The following is an 18,281-nucleotide window of genomic DNA, read 5'->3' as shown; positions in this document are numbered from 1 at the left end:
CACAGCGCGCGGCCGTCCGGGTCATCGTCCGGCCGCCGTCGGCCTCGCAGCCGCCGGACGCTCCGCGCCGGAGCCGGCGGCCCGCCGGGCGCGGTTCGCACCGCGCCCGCGCCGGACCACGACCACGGCGGCGAGGCCGGCCGTCAGGCCGAGGGCGGTCTGGGGGCCGAAGGGCTCGCCGAACGCGAGGGCACCCCACACGGCCGTGACCGGAGCCATGAGGAACATGAGCGTGTTCACCTCGGTGACCCCGGACCGGCGCAGGATCAGCCAGTACAGGCCGTATCCGCCGAAGGTGGGGAGCACCACCAGCCAGGCGGTCGCCAGCCAGAACGAGGAGTCCGCGGGCGGGACGGCGGACCCGGTCCCGACCGCCAGGGCGGAGAAGAGGACGGCACTGGTCGCGCAGTGGACGGTCAGCGACACCCGGGGCGCGGCCTGCGTGCGCGAGCGGCTCTCCAGGAAGGTCGCCGCCACCAGCGACAGCATGCCGAGGAAGGGTACGAAGTACGCCCACCAGGGCACCTCCGACCCCGCCGCCCCGGCGTCGGCCAGGGTGACCGTGGCGACGCCGGCCAGCCCCAGCCAGAGGCCGAGCCACTGCCGGCGCGAGACGTACTGGCGCAGCAGCGGCCCGGCGAGCGCGCCGGCCACGAGCGGCTGGACGCCGTCGATCAGGGCGGTGGTGCCGCTGGAGACGCCGAGCTGGATGGCGTAGTAGACGCTCAGCAGATAGCCGCTCTGGGAGAGCGCGCCGACGGCGACCTGCCGGCCGGCGTCCCGCGGCGTCAGGCCCCGCCACGCCGGCCGGGAGAAGGCCGCGGCGGTCAGCAGGACCGCGGCGAGCGGGAGGAACCGCCACATCAGCAGCGTGCCGGCGTCGGCGGTCCCCGCGCCGAGCTTGGCGCCGATGAAGCCGGAGCTCCAGCACAGGACGAAAGCGACGGAGAGCAGGACGTTCACGTGGACCACATCCGGAGTCCGAGGTAGACAGATCGGTTTACTCGTCTCGGGTGTCCACTATACAGACCGGTATACTTGCGTCATGGGTCCAGAAGAGAAGCCGCGCCGCGTCCGGATGACGCCCGGCGCCCGGCGGGTGCTGGAGGCGGCCGAGCGGCTGTTCTACGAGCGTGGCATCCATGCCGTGGGCGTCGACCTCGTCGCCGCCGAGGCCGGGGTGACCAAGAAGACGCTGTACGACCGGTTCGGCTCGAAGGAGCAGATCGTCGTGGAGTACCTGGCCGGACGCGACGAGCGCTGGCGCGAACTGCTCGCGGGTCGTCTGGAGGCGACCGCGGGGCAGGGGCCGGCCGCCCGGATCCTGGAGGTGTTCGAGGCCTCGCGCCTGTGGGCGCAGGACAACGGGCGCAAGGGGTGCAGCATGATCAACGCGCATGCCGAGATCAGTGACCCGGCCCATCCGGCGTACCGGGTCATCACGGGGCAGAAGCGGTGGATGCTCGACCTGTTCACCCGGCTCGCCGGGGAGGTCGACGCGGCCGGCGCGGAGAGCCTCGGCCGCACGCTGATGCTGCTGCACGAGGGCGCCCTGGTCTCCTACGGGCTGGGGGTCATGCCCGACCCGTTCGGCCAGGCGCTCGACCGGGCGCGGCAGTTGCTGGAAAACGCGGCGGCGCACGGGAGGGCCGCCCCGCTACGGTGAGCACATGCCGTCCGCCACCGCGCTTCTCGTCATCGACATGCAGAACACCACGGTCGCCATGGCGCACCGGGCCGCCGGCACGGTCGCCGCGATCGCAGGGCTGAGCGCGCGGGCCCGCGCGGCCGGGGTGCCGGTGGTGACCGTGCGGCAGCGGGACGAGGGGATGGTGCCCGGAACCGAGGGCTGGCGGGTGGTGCCCGAACTGGCCCCGAGGGAAGGCGAACCGGTCGTCGACAAGACGGCCCCGGACAGCTTCCTGGGCACCGGCCTCGACGAGACCCTGCGGGCGCTGGGCGTCACCGAGGTGATCGTGACCGGGTTCGCCACGGAGGTGTGCGTGGACACCACGGCGCGGCAGGCGCTGAGCCGGGGGTACGACCTGGTCGTCGTCGCCGACGGGCACACCACGTCGGTGCGGACCGGGGAGGACGCCGACGGCCTCGCCCCGGCGGACCGCTCGATCGCCCACTGCAACGCGGTCTACCGTGTGATGGGCTGGCCCGGTCGCCGTATCCGGGTCCGGGCCGCCGCCGACGTGGACTTCGCCGCCCCCGAGGGGGCGCCGGGCGTCAGGCCTGCCTGATCGCCGAGATGTCGAAGTTCAGCTTGATCTTGTCGGAGACCAGCACGCCGCCCGTCTCCAGGGCCGCGTTCCAGGTGAGCCCCCACTCCGAGCGCTTGATCTCCGCCTTGCCCTCGAAACCGACGCGCTCGTTGCCGAACGGGTCCTTGGCGGCGCCGTTGAACTCCAGGTCGATCGTGATCGGCTTGGTCGTGCCGAGGATCGACAGGTCACCGGTGATGCGGTAGTCGTCGCCGCCCAGGGACTCCGCCTCGGTGGAGCGGAAGGTCATCTTCGGGTGCTCGGCCGTGTTGAAGAAGTCCGAGCTCTTCAGGTGGCCGTCACGGTCGGGGGAGCCCGTGTCGATGCTGTCCATCGTGATGTCGAGGGACGCCGTGGAACGGGACGGGTCGGTGCCGTCCAGGTGCAGCGTGCCGGTGAAGTCGAGGAACTTGCCCTTGACGTTGGTGACCATGGCGTGGCGCGCCGTGAAGCCGATCGTCGTGTGGGCGGGGTCGACCGTGTAGTCGCCGGTGAGCGTGGAGAGGTCGGGGGTGGTGGTCATGGTGTCCTCCGAAGAAGGCGTTGATGTTGAATGTTCAACCAGTCCAACGTGCTCGACTCTAGACCTATTCCAAGCGCCCATCAACCACTTCGCTCCACGTGTCGCGGCGCCGTTCCCCTCGCGCCCCCGGCGTGATAGACGGCATGAGCATGACCCCACAGCGCCCCACCGCACCCACCCGCCGCGCGGTCCTGCTCACGGCGGCCGCGGCCGCCGCTCTCACGGCCGTCCCCCGCCCCGCCGCAGCGGCCGCCGACCCCTACGACGCCCTCCGCCGGCGTTGGCTCGGCATCGCCCTCGGCACCGGCTACGACCCGGCCGCCGAGCCGTACGCCTCCCGTCTCGCCGAGACCGGCCAACGCGCCCGCGACCACCGCGCCACCATGGCCCCCACCCCCACCTCCCTGTGGCCCGGCCACCCGTTCGACCCGCCCGCCGGCATCACCTTCGCCTACGGCCGCCTGTGGACCATGACCGAGGCCTACGTCCAGGAGGGCACCGGCTCCACCGGCGACCCCGCGCTCCTCGCCGACATCCTGCGCGGGCTCGACCACCTCTCGGCCACCGTCTACCACCCCGGCACCGCCCGCTACGGCAACTGGTGGGAATGGCAGATCGGCAGCCCCCGCCTCCTGATGGACATCACGGCCGCCCTGTACGACCACCTCGGCGCCGACCGCGTCGCCGCCGCGTGTGCCGCCGTCGACCACTTCGTCCCCGACGCCGTGCTCGGCGACTACTCCGGCACCTCCACCGGCGCCAACCGCGTCGACCTGTGCCGCTCCGTCGCCCTGCGCGGCGTCCTGGGCCGGGCCCCCGACAAGATCGCCCTGGCCCGCGACGCCCTCTCGCCGGTCTTCCCGTACGTCACCGAGGGCGACGGGCTCCACGCCGACGGCTCGTTCGTCCAGCACACCTGGGTCGCCTACTCGGGGACGTACGGCCAGGTCATGCTGGACGGACTGGGCCGGCTGTTCACCCTGCTCGCCGGGTCCGAGTGGGAGGTCACGGACCCGGGCAGGCAGATCGTCCTCGACAGCGTCGAGCACGCCTACGCGCCCCTGATCCACGACGGCCTGGTCATGGACATCGTCAACGGCCGTGCGATCAGCCGGGGTTACCTCCAGAGCGACGACCTGCACGTGATGCGCGGCGACCACTTCCACGGCCGCCAGCTCGTCGCCGCCATGGCGGTCCTCGCGGGCGGCGCGGGCGACGCCGAGCGGGAGCGCTGGCACGCCCGGATCAAGGGGTGGATCGAACGGGACACCGTCACCCCGGTCCTCACGGCGCCCGAGTTCCCGGTCGCCGACCTGGCCCGGCTGCACGCGATCGCCGACGCCCCGGGCGGGGCCGCGCCGGAACCCGCCGGGCACCACCTCTTCGCGGCCATGGACCGTGCCGTCCACCGGCGTCCCGCCTTCACCGCGGGCCTCGCCATGGCCAGTGACCGCATCACCCACTACGAGTGCGGCAACGGCGAGAACCCGCGCGGCTGGCACACCGGCGCGGGGATGCTCACCTGGTGGGCGAACGGGAGCACGTCCGACCAGTACACGGACTGGTTCTGGCCGACCGTCGACTGGTACCGGCTGCCCGGCACCACCGTCTCCACCAAGCGTCTGCCCGACCGGGCGGGCGGCGAATGGGGCGAGCCCAAACCCGACGTGCGCTGGGTCGGCGGCACGACCGACGGCACGTACGCGGCAGTCGGCCAGCACCTCAAGGGCCTCGGCTCGACCCTTCGGGCGCGCAAGTCCTGGTTCTTCCTAGACGACGCGGTGGTCTGCCTCGGCGCAGGCATCACATGCGCCGACGGCGTCCCCGTCGAGACCGTCGTCGACAACCGCAACCTGGGGGAGGGCGGCACCCAGGCCCTCGTACGCGGCCGGCACTGGGCCCACCTGGAGGGCCACGGGGGCTGGATCGTGCCCGGGGGCGACCTCAGGACCCTGCGCGAGGACCGCACCGGCGCCTGGTCCGACATCAACACCACCGGCACGACCGAGCGCCGCACCCGGCGCTGGCAGAGTCTCTGGCTCGACCACGGCACGGACCCGGCCGACGCCGACTACGTCTACGCCGTCATGCCGGGCGCCTCCCGCGGAGCCGTGGCGCGCCGGGCCGCCGACCGCCGCTGGCTGAACGTCCTCGCCAACGACGGCCACCGGCAGGCACTGGCGGTCCCCTCCCTCGGCCTCACGGCCGCCAACTTCTGGCAGGCCGGCACGGCGGGCCCGCTCACCGCGACGGCCGGGGCGAGTGTGCTGGTCCGCCGCAAGGGGCGCTCGGCTACGCTCTGCGTGAGTGAACCGCCGCGCACCGGACAACCCCTGGAGATCGTCTGGGACCACCCGGTGGGAGCGGTGTCGCGGGCCGACGAGACGGTCGAGATCGTCGCGACGGGCCGCCGACTGCGTCTCCGCGTCACCCCAGGGGTGGTATGTACCACCCACGAATGTGAGGTGACTCTCAGCTGATGACTTTGTGTGACCTCTACAAGCTTGAGGCCCTCTGAGCAGTCGAAAAGGCTGCATGGGGTGGGGGTTCTGTTCAGTGCTACCAGGAAAACGGGCCGGAGACTGTACGGAGTCGACGGCTCGCAATCCTTGGTCGGCTTCGTAGAGTCGCTACATGACCGTTTTGGATGAGGCGCCGGGTGAGCCGACGGACGCGCGCGGGCGAGTGGCCGAGCTGCACGGGATCCGTGCGCAGGCGCTGGCCGGGCCGAGCGAGAAGGCGACGGCGGCGCAGCACGCCAAGGGCAAGCTGACGGCGCGTGAGCGTATTGAGCTGCTTCTGGACCCGGATTCGTTCCGTGAGGTCGAGCAGCTGCGCCGGCACCGGGCGACCGGGTTCGGGCTGGAGGAGAAGAAGCCGTACACGGACGGTGTCGTCACCGGCTGGGGCACGGTGGAGGGCCGTACGGTCTTCGTCTACGCGCACGACTTCCGCATCTTCGGGGGTGCGCTGGGCGAGGCGCACGCCACGAAGATCCACAAGATCATGGACATGGCCATCGCGGCCGGTGCCCCGCTGGTCTCCCTGAACGACGGTGCCGGTGCCCGCATCCAGGAGGGTGTCTCCGCGCTCGCCGGGTACGGCGGCATCTTCCAGCGCAACACCAGGGCGTCCGGTGTCATCCCGCAGATCAGCGTGATGCTCGGCCCGTGCGCGGGCGGCGCGGCCTACAGCCCCGCCCTGACCGACTTCGTCTTCATGGTCCGCGACACCTCGCAGATGTTCATCACCGGCCCGGACGTGGTCAAGGCCGTCACCGGCGAGGAGATCACCCAGAACGGCCTCGGCGGCGCCGACGTCCACGCCGAGACCTCCGGCGTCGCCCACTTCGCCTACGACGACGAGGAGACCTGCCTCGCCGAGGTCCGCTACCTCCTCTCGCTCCTCCCGCAGAACAACCGCGAGAACCCGCCCCGTGCCGAGTCCTCGGACCCCGTGGACCGGCGCTCGGACGTGCTCCTCGACCTGGTCCCGGCGGACGGCAACCGGCCGTACGACATGGCCAAGGTCATCGAGGAGATCGTCGACGACGGCGAGTACCTGGAGGTCCACGAGCGCTGGGCCCGCAACATCATCTGCGCCCTGGCCCGCCTCGACGGACAGGTCGTCGGCATCGTCGCCAACCAGCCGCAGGCCCTGGCCGGCGTCCTGGACATCGAGGCGTCGGAGAAGGCGGCCCGCTTCGTCCAGATGTGCGACGCCTTCAACATCCCGATCATCACCCTTCTGGACGTACCCGGCTTCCTGCCCGGCGTCGACCAGGAGCACGGCGGCATCATCCGCCACGGCGCCAAGCTCCTCTACGCGTACTGCAACGCGACCGTGCCGCGGATCTCGCTCATCCTGCGCAAGGCGTACGGGGGTGCTTACATCGTCATGGACAGCCAGTCCATCGGCGCCGACCTCACCTACGCCTGGCCGACCAACGAGATCGCGGTGATGGGCGCGGAGGGTGCCGCCAACGTCATCTTCCGCCGGCAGATCGCCGGTGCCGAGGACCCCGAGGCCATGCGGGCCCGCATGGTCAAGGAGTACAAGTCCGAGCTGATGCACCCCTACTACGCGGCCGAACGCGGCCTGGTCGACGACGTCGTCGACCCCGCGGAAACGCGCGAGGTGCTGATCAAGTCCCTGGCGATGCTCCACACCAAGCACGCCGACCTGCCCTCCCGCAAGCACGGCAACCCGCCGCAGTGACCCGAGGAGCCACGTCCATGTCCACTGCCGACATCCGCGTCGAGAAGGGCCACGCCGAGCCCGAGGAAGTCGCCGCCATCACGGCCCTCCTCCTGGCCCGCGCCGCCGCCCGCCCCGCCGAGACCGCCCCGACCCACGGCGGCGGCCGAGCCCGCGCGGGCTGGCGCCGCCTGGAGCGCGAGCCGGGCTTCCGCGCCCCGCACAGCTGGCGCTGACCCGAGCAACGAGAGAGGCCCCTCCACTCGGAGGGGCCTCTCTCGTTACGCCGGGCTCGGTGAACGCCCCAGGGGCGCGGGGAACTGCGCGACCAGCCACGACGCACCCTCACCCGGCAACGAGACCGCCCCCGGCAGCCCAGTGGCCGCAGGGGGCGTCGCGCAACCCGGCGCCGACAGGGTGCCGCCTGCGCCCACCCTCCACCACGCTCGGCGGCGGGTCAGCGCAGGCGGGCCATCAGCGCGTGCTCCACGAGAGTGATGAGCGCCGACTTCGCGTCGGCGCGGTGCCGCGCGTCCGTCGTGATGATCGGCGTGTCCGGGCCGATCTGCAGCGCCTCCCGGACCTCGTCCGGGTTGTACGGCTGCTGTCCGTCGAAGCCGTTGAGGGCGATCACGAACGGCAGGCCGCTGTTCTCGAAGTAGTCGACGGCCGGGAAGCAGTCGGCCAGCCGCCTCGTGTCGACCAGCACGATCGCCCCGATGGCGCCGCGCACCAGGTCGTCCCACATGAACCAGAACCGGTCCTGGCCCGGCGTACCGAACAGGTAAAGGATCAGGTCCTGGTCGAGCGTGATGCGGCCGAAGTCCATGGCGACCGTCGTGGTCGTCTTGTCCCCCGTGTGGGTGAGGTCGTCGATGCCCGCCGACGCGGATGTCATCACGGCCTCTGTGCGCAGCGGATTGATCTCCGAGACAGCGCCGACGAACGTGGTCTTGCCCACGCCGAAGCCGCCCGCCACCACGATCTTCGCGGAAGTGGTGGAGCGGGAAGGACCGCCGCTAGAGCTTGCGAAGTCCACTGAGCACCCTTTCGAGCAGTGTCACGTCTGGCTGGCCGCCGGCGCTCTCGTCGCCGCCGGGCTGATGGATGGCGACCAGTCCCGCCTCCGCCAAGTCGGCGACGAGGATCCTGGCCACGCCGAGAGGGATCGTCAGGAGGGCCGAGATCTCGGCCACCGACTTGATCTCCCGGCAGAGGTTGCAGATCCGCTGATGCTCGGGCAGCTGGCCCTGCATCTGGTGCGGCTGCGCGGTGGTGTGCACCAGCGCCTCGATGGCGAGCTGGTACCGGGGCCTGGTGCGGCCGCCCGTCATGGCGTACGGGCGCACCAGGGGATTGTTCGACGCCCCGGCGGGCGCCGGCTCAGGGGTGCGGCGCTGCGGCTGCACGGGCTGGATGCGTGGAGCCTGCGGCTGGTCGTACGGCGAAGGACCGGGGCCCTGCGGCGCGTACGGCTGCCGGTGGCTCGGCACGGAGGGGTAGCCGTACCCGTTCGCCGAGCCGTCGCCTTGGCCCTGACCAGGGCCGTACGACCAGTTGCCCGATGACGGACCGCCTGGGGGTGTTCCCACTTTTTCCTCCTCCGACTGTGCCTGGCACCCATCGCTGTGGAGCCGCGTCCCGAAACTTTACGGCCACGGGACGCCAAAACGCACCGTCTGTCCTTTAGTTGAGAAGGCTCCCTTGGAGCTCCGCCCGCAGATCAGGGGTGAGGACCGTGCCCGCACGGTCCACGAGAAGGGCCATCTCGTACCCAATGAGGCCGATGTCCGCCTCGGGGTGTGCGAGAACCGCGAGGGACGAGCCGTCGGAGATGGACATGATGAAGAGGAATCCGCGCTCCATCTCCACAACCGTCTGGTTCACGCTGCCGCCCTCGAAGATGCGCGAGGCACCGGCGGTCAGCGAGGTCAGGCCGGAGGCGACGGCCGCGAGCTGATCGGCTCGGTCGCGCGGGAACCCTTCGGACATCGCCAGAAGGAGTCCGTCGGCGGAGACCACCACCGTGTGGGACACCCCCGGGGTGTTGTCCACGAAGTTGGTGATCAACCAGTTCAGGTTCTGCGCCGCCTGGCTCATCGGGCTCACACTAACGCTCCTGGTTGTAGGTGCTGTCAGGACCACGGTGTTCATTCCTTGTGTCCTGGCCGTTCGTTTCACTGCCTGCGTTGCGGCCTCGCTCGACGCCGCGCCGCAGGTTGCTCAGCCTGCCCCGGACGTCCTCCGGAGCGCGGGAGACCTGGGGGCCTCCCTGGGGAGTGGTCTCGGCCGCGCCCTCGACCAGGTTGGCCTTGGGCACCCGCCGAGGCAGTCCCGAGGAGGTCACCCCGCCCGCCTTGGGCCTGCGCAGCGCCGAGGCCTGCTGCCAGCGGTCGTCGTTGGCCGACCGCCAGGTGTCCTCGCCGCCCGCCCCCGGTGCGGCGGCCGGCGTCTCCTGGCCCACGTGCCCCGCATCGCCCGCGCCGCTCGCGGTGGATCCGCGGCGGGGAAGACCGGCGTCGGTCAGCTCGTGGGCGGCGGAGGGGACCGGCCCCGGACGGTCGAAGCCTACGCGGTCCGCCTCGTTCACGTCAGCGGCCTGGGCGGATTGCGCCTGCGGGGCGCCCGCGGCGTACTGGTCCGGATATCCGTTCTGGTATCCGTCCTGCTGCGGCCAGTCGTCCTGGTGGCGCCGCTGTTCGAAGGGGGAGTAGCTCCCGTTCTCCGGCGCGCCGCCGTTCGGCGCGTAGTACTGCTCGTCGTACGACGCCTGCTGCGGTTCCTGGTAGGCCTGCTGCTGATCGGCGTACGCCGACTGCTGGTCGTACCCGCCGTTCACCGGCTCCTGGTAGGCACCGTTCACCGGCTCCTGGTACGCGCCGTTCGGCTGCTGCTGGTAGCCGTCGAGAGCCTGGTCGTAGCCCGGCTGCTGCCCGGTGAACTGGTCCTGGAAGCCGGCGGCCTCGGGGTTCTGGTCCTCGCCCCGGTCCGCCGGACCCGGCAGTTCGGGGGGCGACTGGGCCTCGAGGGCCGCGCGGCGCTCCTCGCGCATCAGCGAGCGGCCGACCGGGTCGAGCTCGCGGATGTCGTCGGGGACCTCGGAGTACCGGCTGTCGTCGAAGCCCAGCTCCGCGGCGGTCCGCATGGGCTGGCCGACCTGGGTGAAGCTCTCGCCCTGGAAGTTCTGCTCCGGGATGATCTGCGAGACGGTGAACTCGTCGCGCGGCTGCTGCTCGCCGCCACCACCGTGGGTGATGGCGTCCGGGAGCATGACCAGCGAGGTGGTGCCCGCCTGCTCGCCGGAGGGGCGCAGCTGGACGCGGATGCCGTGCCGGTCGGAGAGCCGGCCGACCACGAACAGGCCCATGCGCTGCGAGATCGCGGCGTCCACGGTCGGCGGGTTGGCGAGCTTGTGGTTGATGTCCGCGAAGTCCTCGGCGGTCAGGCCGATGCCCTTGTCGTGGATCTCGACCATCACGCGGCCGTCGGGCAGCCGGGTCGCGGTGACGCGGACCTTGGTCTGCGGGGAGGAGAAGGTGGTGGCGTTCTCCAGGAGCTCGGCGAGGAGGTGCACGAGGTCGGTCACGGCGCGGCCGTGGATCTCGGCCTCCGGCACACCGGACAGCTCGATGCGCTCGTACTGCTCCACCTCGGAGGAGGCGGCACGCAGCACGTCCACCAGCGGAACCGGCTGGTCCCAGCGGCGGCCGGGCTCCTCGCCGGCGAGGACCAGGAGGTTCTCGCCGTTGCGGCGCATACGGGTGGCCAGGTGGTCGAGCCGGAAGAGGTTCTCCAGCTGGTCGGGGTCGGCCTCGTTGTTCTCCAGGTCGGTGATCAGGCTCAGCTGGCCCTCGATCAGCGACTGGTTGCGGCGCGACAGGTTGGTGAAGATCGCGTTGATGTTGCCCCGCAGCAGGGCCTGCTCGGAGGCGAGCCGGACCGCCTCGCGGTGCACCTGGTCGAAGGCCCGGGCGACCTCGCCGATCTCGTCGGTCGAGGCGATCGGGATGGGCTGCACCCGGGTGTCGACCCGGCCGGGCTCGGTGCGCGAGAGCTGGTCGACCAGCATCGGCAGGCGCTGCTCGGCGATGCCGAAGGCGGCGTTGCGCAGTTGGCGCATGGAGCGGCTCATCTGGCGGGCCACCATGCCGGCCAGGACGAACGCGGCGAGCAGCGCGATCACGACCGCGGCACCGGTGATGTAGGCGTCGCGCTCGGCGTCGTCGGCGATCGCGGACGCCTCGGACACCGCCTTGTCGGCCAGGTCCGTCTCGATCTTCTCGTAGGCGTCGAACTTGAGGGTGTTGACCGCCCACCAGTTTTCCGGCGTGATGCCCTGCTGGGCCAGCTCGGCACGCGCGCCGGTGTCCGTGGAGCCGAGCCCGGCCAGCTCCGAGATCATCGTCGTCGGGTTGGACGGCGGCGGAACGTAGTCCGGGTCCTTGGCCTTGGCCTCCTTGGCCATGGCCGCGCCGTCCTCCTTGAGCTCGGCCTGCGAGTCCTCGAGCTTCTGCGCGTCCGCCTCGGTGCCGCCGCCGATGTACTCCTCGATCGCGATGCGCTCAAGGTAGGCGTACGAGGAGAGCGCGACGCGCTGGCTGGCGAGGTGGCCGGGCTCAGGACCGGGCTTGACCAGCATGTGCATGCCGATGGAACGCTCCAGGGAGAGCGCGGCCTTGGTCAGGGAGATCGCGTAGACGGTACGGCCGTAGGAGGTGATGTTGCCGGTGCCCAGACCGAGCTCGTTGGCGAACTCCATCAGGGGGTGGGCGACACCGGTGTAGCCCTCCTCGGTCTCCACGCCCCTGAGCTTGGAGGTGTACGCGGCCGCCCGCAGCGTCTGGAGCTTGGGCTCCTGCTCGCGGAACACCTTCAGCCGGCGTTCGAGGCCCGCCTTTTCGGGCATGCCCTGGGCCGCCCGGTCGAAGGCGTCGGCCGTGTCGTCGGTGGTCCGGCGGGCCTGGGCGACGGTGGAGTCCTTCTCACCCTTGCCCTGCAGCAGCGGGGCGGCCGTGACGTCGCGCTCGTTGTAGAGGGCGTTGGCGTAGCCGAGGGAGGCGCGCACCAGACGCGCGGTGCTCTCGGCGTCCTCGGCGTCCTGCCAGGTGTCGATCGAACTCTTCACCTGGAAGCCGCCCATGACCAGGCCGACCAGCACGGGTATGAGCAGGATCGCGTTCAGCCGGGTGGTCACCCGCCAGTTGCGCGGCGTGAAACGGCCACCGCTCGGCGCGGGCGGCTCGGCCTTGGGTTCCGCGGCGGGGGCGGGGGCGGGCGCCGCTGTGCGCGGCGGCGGGGTGAAGTTGCCCCGGGCCGATGGCTCGGGACTGTTCTTGCTTCGCCTCACTCGACCAACAACCTCTCGGCGGTCGGCACCTGTGTCGTGCCGCTGTGTCTCAGAACCCAGTCCGTCATCGAGTACGCGCTACTGCTGAGTACGTCTTTGACCATTGGGCAGTTCTGGCATTCCAGCACGGCGACCAGCGCTCTTCCAAACAGTGGAACGCGGGGGTTACACGTGATGTAAGCCCCACGTAAAACGGTCATAAAGAGCGAGGCCCGTCAAAAGACGGGGTGTTCGTGCGCGCAGCGAGACCAGCTGACCGCGTCGCGTGTCGGTACCACCCGATTCCTCTGCCGAAACGTTATGAACAGCGGAGCCGACCGTGTCAAAGGACACAGTCGGCTCCGTCCCGTCTACGACAAGTGCCGTAGAGACCTGCCGACTTGGCTGCGACGGTCGGTGGACCTACCGCAGGCGGGCCATCAGCGCGTGCTCGACCAGTGTGATCAGCGCCGACTTCGCGTCGGCGCGATGCCGGGCGTCGGTCGTGATGATCGGGGTGTCGGGCCCGATCTGCAGCGCCTCGCGGACCTCGTCCGGGGAGTACGGCTGCTGCCCGTCGAAGCCGTTGAGCGCGACGACGAACGGCAGACCGCTGTTCTCGAAGTAGTCGACGGCCGGGAAGCAGTCGGCCAGCCGGCGGGTGTCGCACAGCACGACCGCGCCGATGGCGCCGCGCACCAGGTCGTCCCACATGAACCAGAAGCGGTCCTGGCCCGGCGTACCGAACAGGTACAGGATCAGGTCCTGGTCCAGCGTGATGCGGCCGAAGTCCATGGCGACCGTCGTGGTCGTCTTGTCCCCCGCGTGCGTGAGGTCGTCGATCCCGGCACTGGCCGAAGTCATCACGGCCTCGGTACGCAGGGGGTTGATCTCGGAGACGGCGCCCACGAACGTGGTCTTGCCGACGCCGAAGCCGCCGGCCACCACGATCTTCGCGGAGGTGGTCGCCCGCCCTCCGTCAGAGCTTTCGAAGTCCACTGAGCACCCTTTCGAGCAGTGTCACGTCCGGCGCACCGCCGTTGTTCTCGTCTCCGCCAGGCTGGTGGATCGCGACCATCCCGGCCTCCGCGAGGTCCGCGACCAGGATCCGCGCCACGCCGAGCGGCATCGCCAGCAGGGCCGACACCTCGGCCACCGATTTCACCTCGCGGCACAAGTGGCAGATCCGCTGGTGCTCGGGGAGCAGCCCCATGAGCGCTGCCGGGTCGGCCGTCGTACTGATCAGTGCCTCGATGGCGAGCTGATAGCGCGGCCTGGTCCGGCCACCGGTCATCGCGTAGGGACGGACCAGCGGCTGGTCGCCCTCGTCCTCGTACGGCTCCGCGTACGGATCATGAGAGGCGGTGGGCGGGGTCATGAATCCTCCGGGCGGGACAGCAAGTCGGTCAGTCAAGCCGTCTGACGAGGCCGGTGGGGGGATTGTGGCGGCCGGACGGTGATTTGGTAACACGGGTGGTGCCGGGGCCGATCAGTGGAGCAGACTGCCTTGTAGTTCGGCGCGCAGGTCGGGTGTGAGGACCGCGCCCGCGCGGTCGACCAGGAGCGCCATCTCGTAGCCGACGAGGCCGATGTCGCACTCCGGGTGCGCGAGGACGGCCAGGGACGAGCCGTCCGAGACGGACATGAGGAAGAGGAATCCCCGCTCCATCTCCACGACCGTCTGCGCCACGTTGCCGCCCTCGAAGATCCGGGAGGCCCCGGCGGTCAGCGAGGTCAGCCCCGAGGCGACTGCCGCGAGCTGGTCGGCGCGGTCGCGAGGGAAGCCCTCCGACATCGCCAGGAGAAGTCCGTCCGCGGACACGACGACGGTGTGGGACACCCCTGGGGTGTTGTCCACGAAATTCGTGATCAACCAGTTGAGGTTCTGTGCCGCCTGGCTCATCGGGCTCAACTAACGCTCCTGCTGGTGAGTGGGCCGCGGGTAGCTGCCGGTCTGGTTGGTACCGGCCTGACGGCCCTGTGCGATTCCCCGACGGAGATTGGTCAGCCGGCCGCGCACCTCGTCGGGCGCACGCGAAACCTGCGGACCGTTCTGGTGCGACTGCTGCTGAGCCGTCCCCGGGACGAGGTTGGCCCGGGGTACCCGGCGCGGAAGGCCGGAGGTGGTGACTCCGCCCGCGGCCGGCTGCCTTACGCGCTCCGCCTGCCGGACGAGGTCGTCGTTCGGCGAGCTGCGCCAGGCCGAGGTGGCCGGCCGCTGGGGGGCCGCCGGGGTCTGGGGCTGGGGAGCCTGCGGCTCCGGGGACGCGGCCGGGGCGGCCTGCGGCGCCCTCGCCTCGCGGTCCCCGTGGAACCAGTTGGTCTCCAGCGTGTCGTACAGCGGCGTACGTCCGTCACCGGGACCGGAGGCCGGGGGCAGCGCCCATCCGTCTCCGGGCCGCTGCGCGGGGGTGCCGTTGGCGTTCTGGCTCGCGGGCTCCGGCGCGACCGGCCGCTGCGGGGCCGGCGGACGCGGGGCGCCGAAGTCGTTCCCGCCCTGCGTGCCGCCTGCCTGGGGGCGCTCGAACTGACCGGTGGCCGCCGGGTTCTGACGGGCCGACAGGTCGTGCTGCCCGGTCGAGCCGCTGCCGTAGCCCTGGGCGCCGGCGAACCGGTCCTGGGCCGGGTTGTTCGGGGCGGGCTGCCCGCCGAAGACGTCCGAGCGGACGAAGGGGGCGCCGCCCTGCTGCGGGGCGGCCGGCTCGGGCCGCGCGAACTGGTCGTTCTGCGGGGCGTCCTGGCCGTACTGACCCTGACCGTACTGGCTCTGCCCGAACTGGTCCTGGTACTGGTTCTGACCGCCGTACTGGTTCTGGTCGTCGTACTGGCTCCGACCGCCGTACTGGTCCTGGCCGGGCTGGGCGAACTGGCCCGTGTCCTGCGGCTCGTCCCGTCGCGGCGCCGGGGCGTCGAAGTCGGGACGGGCGAACTCGGCCGTGGCCGCGGGGGACTGGGGCTCGCCGAACCGGGGCACCGCCGGCATCTCGGCGGTCGCGCCAGGACCCTGCCGCTCGTCGAGGCGCGGGGTCAGGTCGGCGCGGGAGCCGTTCGGCTCGTCGTGGCCGCGCGGGGCGTCCAGCGAGGCACGCGGCGCGGGCGGCTGCGCGTTCTCGTCGCTCCAGCTGGGCACGCGGGGCTGCGGGTTGCCGCCGGGCAGTTCGGCCCGCGGGCCGCCACGCGGCGGCAGCTGCGGACGACGGCCCTGCTCGGCGTCGCCGCCCGCGCCGCGCTTGCCGCGCTGCGGCGGCGTGGCGGGAGTGCGGGTGCCGCCGAACATGTCCTGACCCTGCGGGGCGTTGTTCGCGGGGGCGTTGCCCTGCGGCGCGTTCATGCCCGCGGCCTGCAGGCCCTGCGGGGCACCGGGCGCCTGACCGGCACCGGCTCCCGCGCCGGCCGGAGCCGGGCGGTTCTGCCGGCCCGGGGTCGCCGGGGCCTGGGGTCCGTGCGCGCCGCCGGGCGCACCCGGGCGCCCGCCCGGGTCACGTCCGGGCAGTGCGGCCCGCGGTCCCTGACCGGCGCCGAGCCTGCCGCCCGGCGCACCCGCGCCGAGGGCACCGCCACCGCCGCCGAAGGCACCGCCGCCCTGGCCGCCACGGCGGGCCGCGGCGACACCGGCTGCCGCCTGGGCCGCGGCCGGACCACCACTGCCCGCGCCGGGCTGGCCGGGCTTGGGCTGCGGCTTGCGGCCGCCCTGGGCGACGTCGACGGGCAGCATGACCAGCGCGGTCGTACCGCCGGAGTCGGACGGACGCAGCTGGATGCGGATGCCGTGGCGCTGCGACAGACGGCCGACCACGAACAGACCCATGCGGCGGGAGACGGAGACGTCCACGGTGGGCGGCGAGGCGAGCCGCTCGTTGATCGCGGCCAGGTCCTCCGGCGAGAGGCCGATACCGGTGTCGTGGATCTCGATCAGCACCCGGCCGTCGGGCAGCGCGTGACCGGTGACCTTGACCTTGGTCTGCGGTGAGGAGAACGAGGTCGCGTTCTCCAGCAGCTCGGCGAGCAGGTGCACGAGGTCGTTGACGACGCGGCCGGCGACCTCGGTGCTCGGCACGGAGGCCAGCTCGATGCGCTCGTACTGCTCCACCTCGGAGGCGGCGGCACGGAGCACGTCGACCAGCGGGACCGGGCGGGTCCAGCGCCGGCCCGGCTCCTCACCGGCGAGGACGAGGAGGTTCTCACCGTTACGGCGCATGCGCGTGGCGAGGTGGTCGAGCTTGAACAGCGAGGACAGCTGGTCCGGGTCGGCCTCGCGGGACTCCAGTTCGGAGATGAGCGAGAGCTGACGCTGGATGAGGCCCTGGGAGCGGCGCGAGAGGTTGGTGAACATCGCGTTGACGTTGCCCCGCAGCAGGGCCTGCTCGGCGGCGAGGCGGACCGCCTCGCGGTGCACGTCGTCGAAGGCCGCGGCCACTCGGCCGATCTCGTCCCGGGAGTGCACACCGACCGACTCCACCGAGGTGTCGACGTCCTGCGGGTCGGTCTCGGAAAGCTGCTTGACCAGCTCGGGCAGACGGTCCTGGGCGACCTTGGTCGCGGTGTCCTCCAGGCGGCGCAGCGAGCGGATCATGGACCGCGCCACGACGAACGCGCCGACCAGCGAGACGCCGAGCACGAGCAGGATGAGGACACCGGAGATGATGGCCTCTTGCTCGGACTCGTTGCGCAGCTCACGGGCCTGCTGCTCCATGTCCTCCAGCAGCTTCAGCTCGATGTTCTTCATCTGCTGGATCTTGGTGGAGCTGTCGTCCAGCCAGTCCTGGTAGGACCGGGACTTCAGGCTCTCCAGACCCTTGGTCTTGCTGAGCGCGCGGCCCGCGTACTGGTCGGACGCCTCGATCACCGGGTTGCCCTCGGTGATCGGCTTGAGCAGGTCCTCGGCGCCGTCGCCGTAGATGCTGGAGAAGCTGCGGATCTCCGACGTCTGGCTCTGCAGCGCGGACTGGGCGTACAGCCGGTCGTTCTCGGCGAGGTCGCCCTTGTCCGTGTTGTTCGCGGGCAGCGCCGCCGCGAGGACCGCGCGCTGGATGGACGCGTACTCCTTGGCGGAGGAGAAGGCCGACAGGGCGCGCGTGCGCTGGATCATGTCGGAGTTGCTGGTCGCCTCCGCCATGTCCTGCGAGAGGTCGAGCAGGTGGGTGATCAGGCGGTGGTAGGACTCGACCGTCTGGGTCGAGTTGTCCTTCGCCGTGTACGCCGTGCTGCGGATCTTGGTCAGGTCGTTCAGGTCGCTCGCGATGCCGACGAGGCTGTCGCGGACGCCGACCAGCTTGCCGTCCTTGCTCGCCGCGTCGATCTGCTCGGACTTGTCGAGGAAGTTCTTCAGGGCGCGGTCGGTCTGCTCGCGGTCGCCCTTGACGGCGATCGCGCTCGACTTCGAGCCGTGGGCCAGCGGGCCGGCGGACTGGTCGCGCTCCTCCTGGAGCGCGTGAGCCAGCTCGGTGGCCTGCTTGGTCATCTCGGTGAGCAGCTTCATGTTCTCGAGCTGCTCGATGTCGTCGATCGACTGGTTGATGCGCAGCGCGCCCAGCGAGGTCGCCGCGACCACCGGAAGCGCCAGCAGCGAGACCAGACGGGTGGAGATCCGCCAGTTGCGCAAGGCTATGCGCGGGCCGGGGCCGGTCGAGCCCTTGGCCGGCTTCGCGGGCGGCTGCTGGCCGGGTGCGGAGGAGTCCGCCGCCTGACCGGCGCGCTCCCCACCGTCGCCGGACTGGGTCTGGCCCGGGTTCTGGGCGTGCTGGGGCGAGGAGCTGACGGCCTTGGGGCCAGTCCCGCCCTGCGGCTCCGGCTCCGCCGAAGCGCTGCCATCCCTCTTGAAACGTCCCTGCACTAGCGTCGCAACCTCTGGACCAGGCGCCCCTCCGCGTGAACGGCTGGGCACGGTGTCGGCGTCATGGGGGCGCCCTGAATACGCCCCTGTGTTGGTCGTGAGTGACCGGCGCTGGTTCCCCCTTCTCGCCGC

15 protein-coding genes are annotated in these 18,281 nt (G+C 71.5%); 5 read left to right on the top strand and 10 right to left on the bottom strand.

Translation table 11 applies throughout. The features are described 5' to 3' along the window. Window positions 1-21: 21 nt before the first annotated feature. Entirely contained in the window at window positions 22-963 is a 942-nt protein-coding gene (locus ACIQFU_RS19500; protein WP_402552980.1) for a DMT family transporter, read from the bottom strand. An 82-nt stretch (window positions 964-1,045) separates the two neighbouring features. Here ACIQFU_RS19500 and ACIQFU_RS19495 point away from each other — a divergent pair, with 82 nt between their 5' ends. Together ACIQFU_RS19495 and ACIQFU_RS19490 are read left to right on the top strand one after the other, a co-directional pair. Then, complete coding sequence (locus ACIQFU_RS19495) at window positions 1,046-1,666, top strand: TetR/AcrR family transcriptional regulator (RefSeq protein WP_402552978.1); 621 nt, start codon at window positions 1,046-1,048, stop codon at window positions 1,664-1,666. Window positions 1,667-1,670: 4 nt separating this feature from the next. Further along, window positions 1,671-2,249: a cysteine hydrolase family protein gene (locus ACIQFU_RS19490; protein WP_402552976.1), complete on the top strand. Its 579-nt coding sequence runs from the start codon at window positions 1,671-1,673 to the stop codon at window positions 2,247-2,249. Here the strand turns inward: ACIQFU_RS19490 and ACIQFU_RS19485 are convergent. Beyond that, entirely contained in the window at window positions 2,236-2,793 is a 558-nt protein-coding gene (locus ACIQFU_RS19485) for a YceI family protein (protein WP_402552975.1), read from the bottom strand. The genes ACIQFU_RS19490 and ACIQFU_RS19485 overlap by 14 nt on opposite strands. Before the next feature lie 149 nt (window positions 2,794-2,942). Between ACIQFU_RS19485 and ACIQFU_RS19480 the strand changes: the two genes are divergently transcribed. From ACIQFU_RS19480 to ACIQFU_RS19470, 3 genes are all read left to right on the top strand, one after another. Further along, window positions 2,943-5,273, top strand: coding sequence for a polysaccharide lyase 8 family protein (locus ACIQFU_RS19480; RefSeq protein WP_402553122.1), 2,331 nt, complete (start codon window positions 2,943-2,945; stop codon window positions 5,271-5,273). A gap of 154 nt (window positions 5,274-5,427) precedes the next feature. After that, window positions 5,428-7,011 carry an acyl-CoA carboxylase subunit beta gene (locus ACIQFU_RS19475; RefSeq protein ID WP_402552974.1) on the top strand — a complete coding sequence of 528 codons (1,584 nt, stop codon included), beginning with the start codon at window positions 5,428-5,430 and terminating at the stop codon, window positions 7,009-7,011. 17 nt (window positions 7,012-7,028) lie between these two features. Continuing rightward, window positions 7,029-7,226 carry an acyl-CoA carboxylase epsilon subunit gene (locus ACIQFU_RS19470; protein ID WP_402552972.1) on the top strand — a complete coding sequence of 66 codons (198 nt, stop codon included), beginning with the start codon at window positions 7,029-7,031 and terminating at the stop codon, window positions 7,224-7,226. Window positions 7,227-7,447: 221 nt separating this feature from the next. Here ACIQFU_RS19470 and ACIQFU_RS19465 read toward each other — a convergent pair whose 3' ends face one another. The 8 genes from ACIQFU_RS19465 to ACIQFU_RS19430 all read right to left on the bottom strand — a co-directional run bounded on the left by ACIQFU_RS19465 (window position 7,448) and on the right by ACIQFU_RS19430 (window position 18,149). Continuing rightward, the gene (locus tag ACIQFU_RS19465; protein ID WP_009314218.1) at window positions 7,448-8,029 is read right to left on the bottom strand and encodes an ATP/GTP-binding protein; all 582 of its coding nucleotides are present in this window, start codon (window positions 8,027-8,029) and stop codon (window positions 7,448-7,450) included. Next, window positions 8,010-8,582 carry a DUF742 domain-containing protein gene (locus ACIQFU_RS19460; protein ID WP_402552970.1) on the bottom strand — a complete coding sequence of 191 codons (573 nt, stop codon included), beginning with the start codon at window positions 8,580-8,582 and terminating at the stop codon, window positions 8,010-8,012. The genes ACIQFU_RS19465 and ACIQFU_RS19460 overlap by 20 nt, the downstream gene beginning before the upstream one ends. 94 nt (window positions 8,583-8,676) lie before the next feature. Further along, window positions 8,677-9,090, bottom strand: coding sequence for a roadblock/LC7 domain-containing protein (locus ACIQFU_RS19455; RefSeq protein ID WP_004983065.1), 414 nt, complete (start codon window positions 9,088-9,090; stop codon window positions 8,677-8,679). 10 nt (window positions 9,091-9,100) lie between these two features. Then, window positions 9,101-12,337 (bottom strand): nitrate- and nitrite sensing domain-containing protein, encoded by a 3,237-nt coding sequence (locus ACIQFU_RS19450; RefSeq protein WP_402552969.1) that lies wholly within the window; start codon window positions 12,335-12,337, stop codon window positions 9,101-9,103. Window positions 12,338-12,739: 402 nt separating this feature from the next. Beyond that, the gene (locus ACIQFU_RS19445) at window positions 12,740-13,315 is read right to left on the bottom strand and encodes an ATP/GTP-binding protein (protein WP_003973455.1); all 576 of its coding nucleotides are present in this window, start codon (window positions 13,313-13,315) and stop codon (window positions 12,740-12,742) included. After that, window positions 13,296-13,694: a DUF742 domain-containing protein gene (locus tag ACIQFU_RS19440; protein WP_153177787.1), complete on the bottom strand. Its 399-nt coding sequence runs from the start codon at window positions 13,692-13,694 to the stop codon at window positions 13,296-13,298. Before ACIQFU_RS19440 ends, ACIQFU_RS19445 begins: the two co-directional genes overlap by 20 nt. 111 nt (window positions 13,695-13,805) lie before the next feature. Continuing rightward, the gene (locus tag ACIQFU_RS19435; RefSeq protein WP_003973453.1) at window positions 13,806-14,219 is read right to left on the bottom strand and encodes a roadblock/LC7 domain-containing protein; all 414 of its coding nucleotides are present in this window, start codon (window positions 14,217-14,219) and stop codon (window positions 13,806-13,808) included. Window positions 14,220-14,228: 9 nt separating this feature from the next. Further along, window positions 14,229-18,149 (bottom strand): nitrate- and nitrite sensing domain-containing protein, encoded by a 3,921-nt coding sequence (locus ACIQFU_RS19430; protein ID WP_402552967.1) that lies wholly within the window; start codon window positions 18,147-18,149, stop codon window positions 14,229-14,231. Between the last annotated feature and the right edge of the window lie 132 nt (window positions 18,150-18,281).

Origin of the sequence: Streptomyces sp. NPDC093065, assembly GCF_044754585.1 — a bacterium.
Classification (GTDB): Bacteria; Actinomycetota; Actinomycetes; order Streptomycetales; family Streptomycetaceae; genus Streptomyces.
Note: the sequence above shows the minus strand (reverse complement) of the source record. Positions and strands in the feature narration are given on the sequence as shown.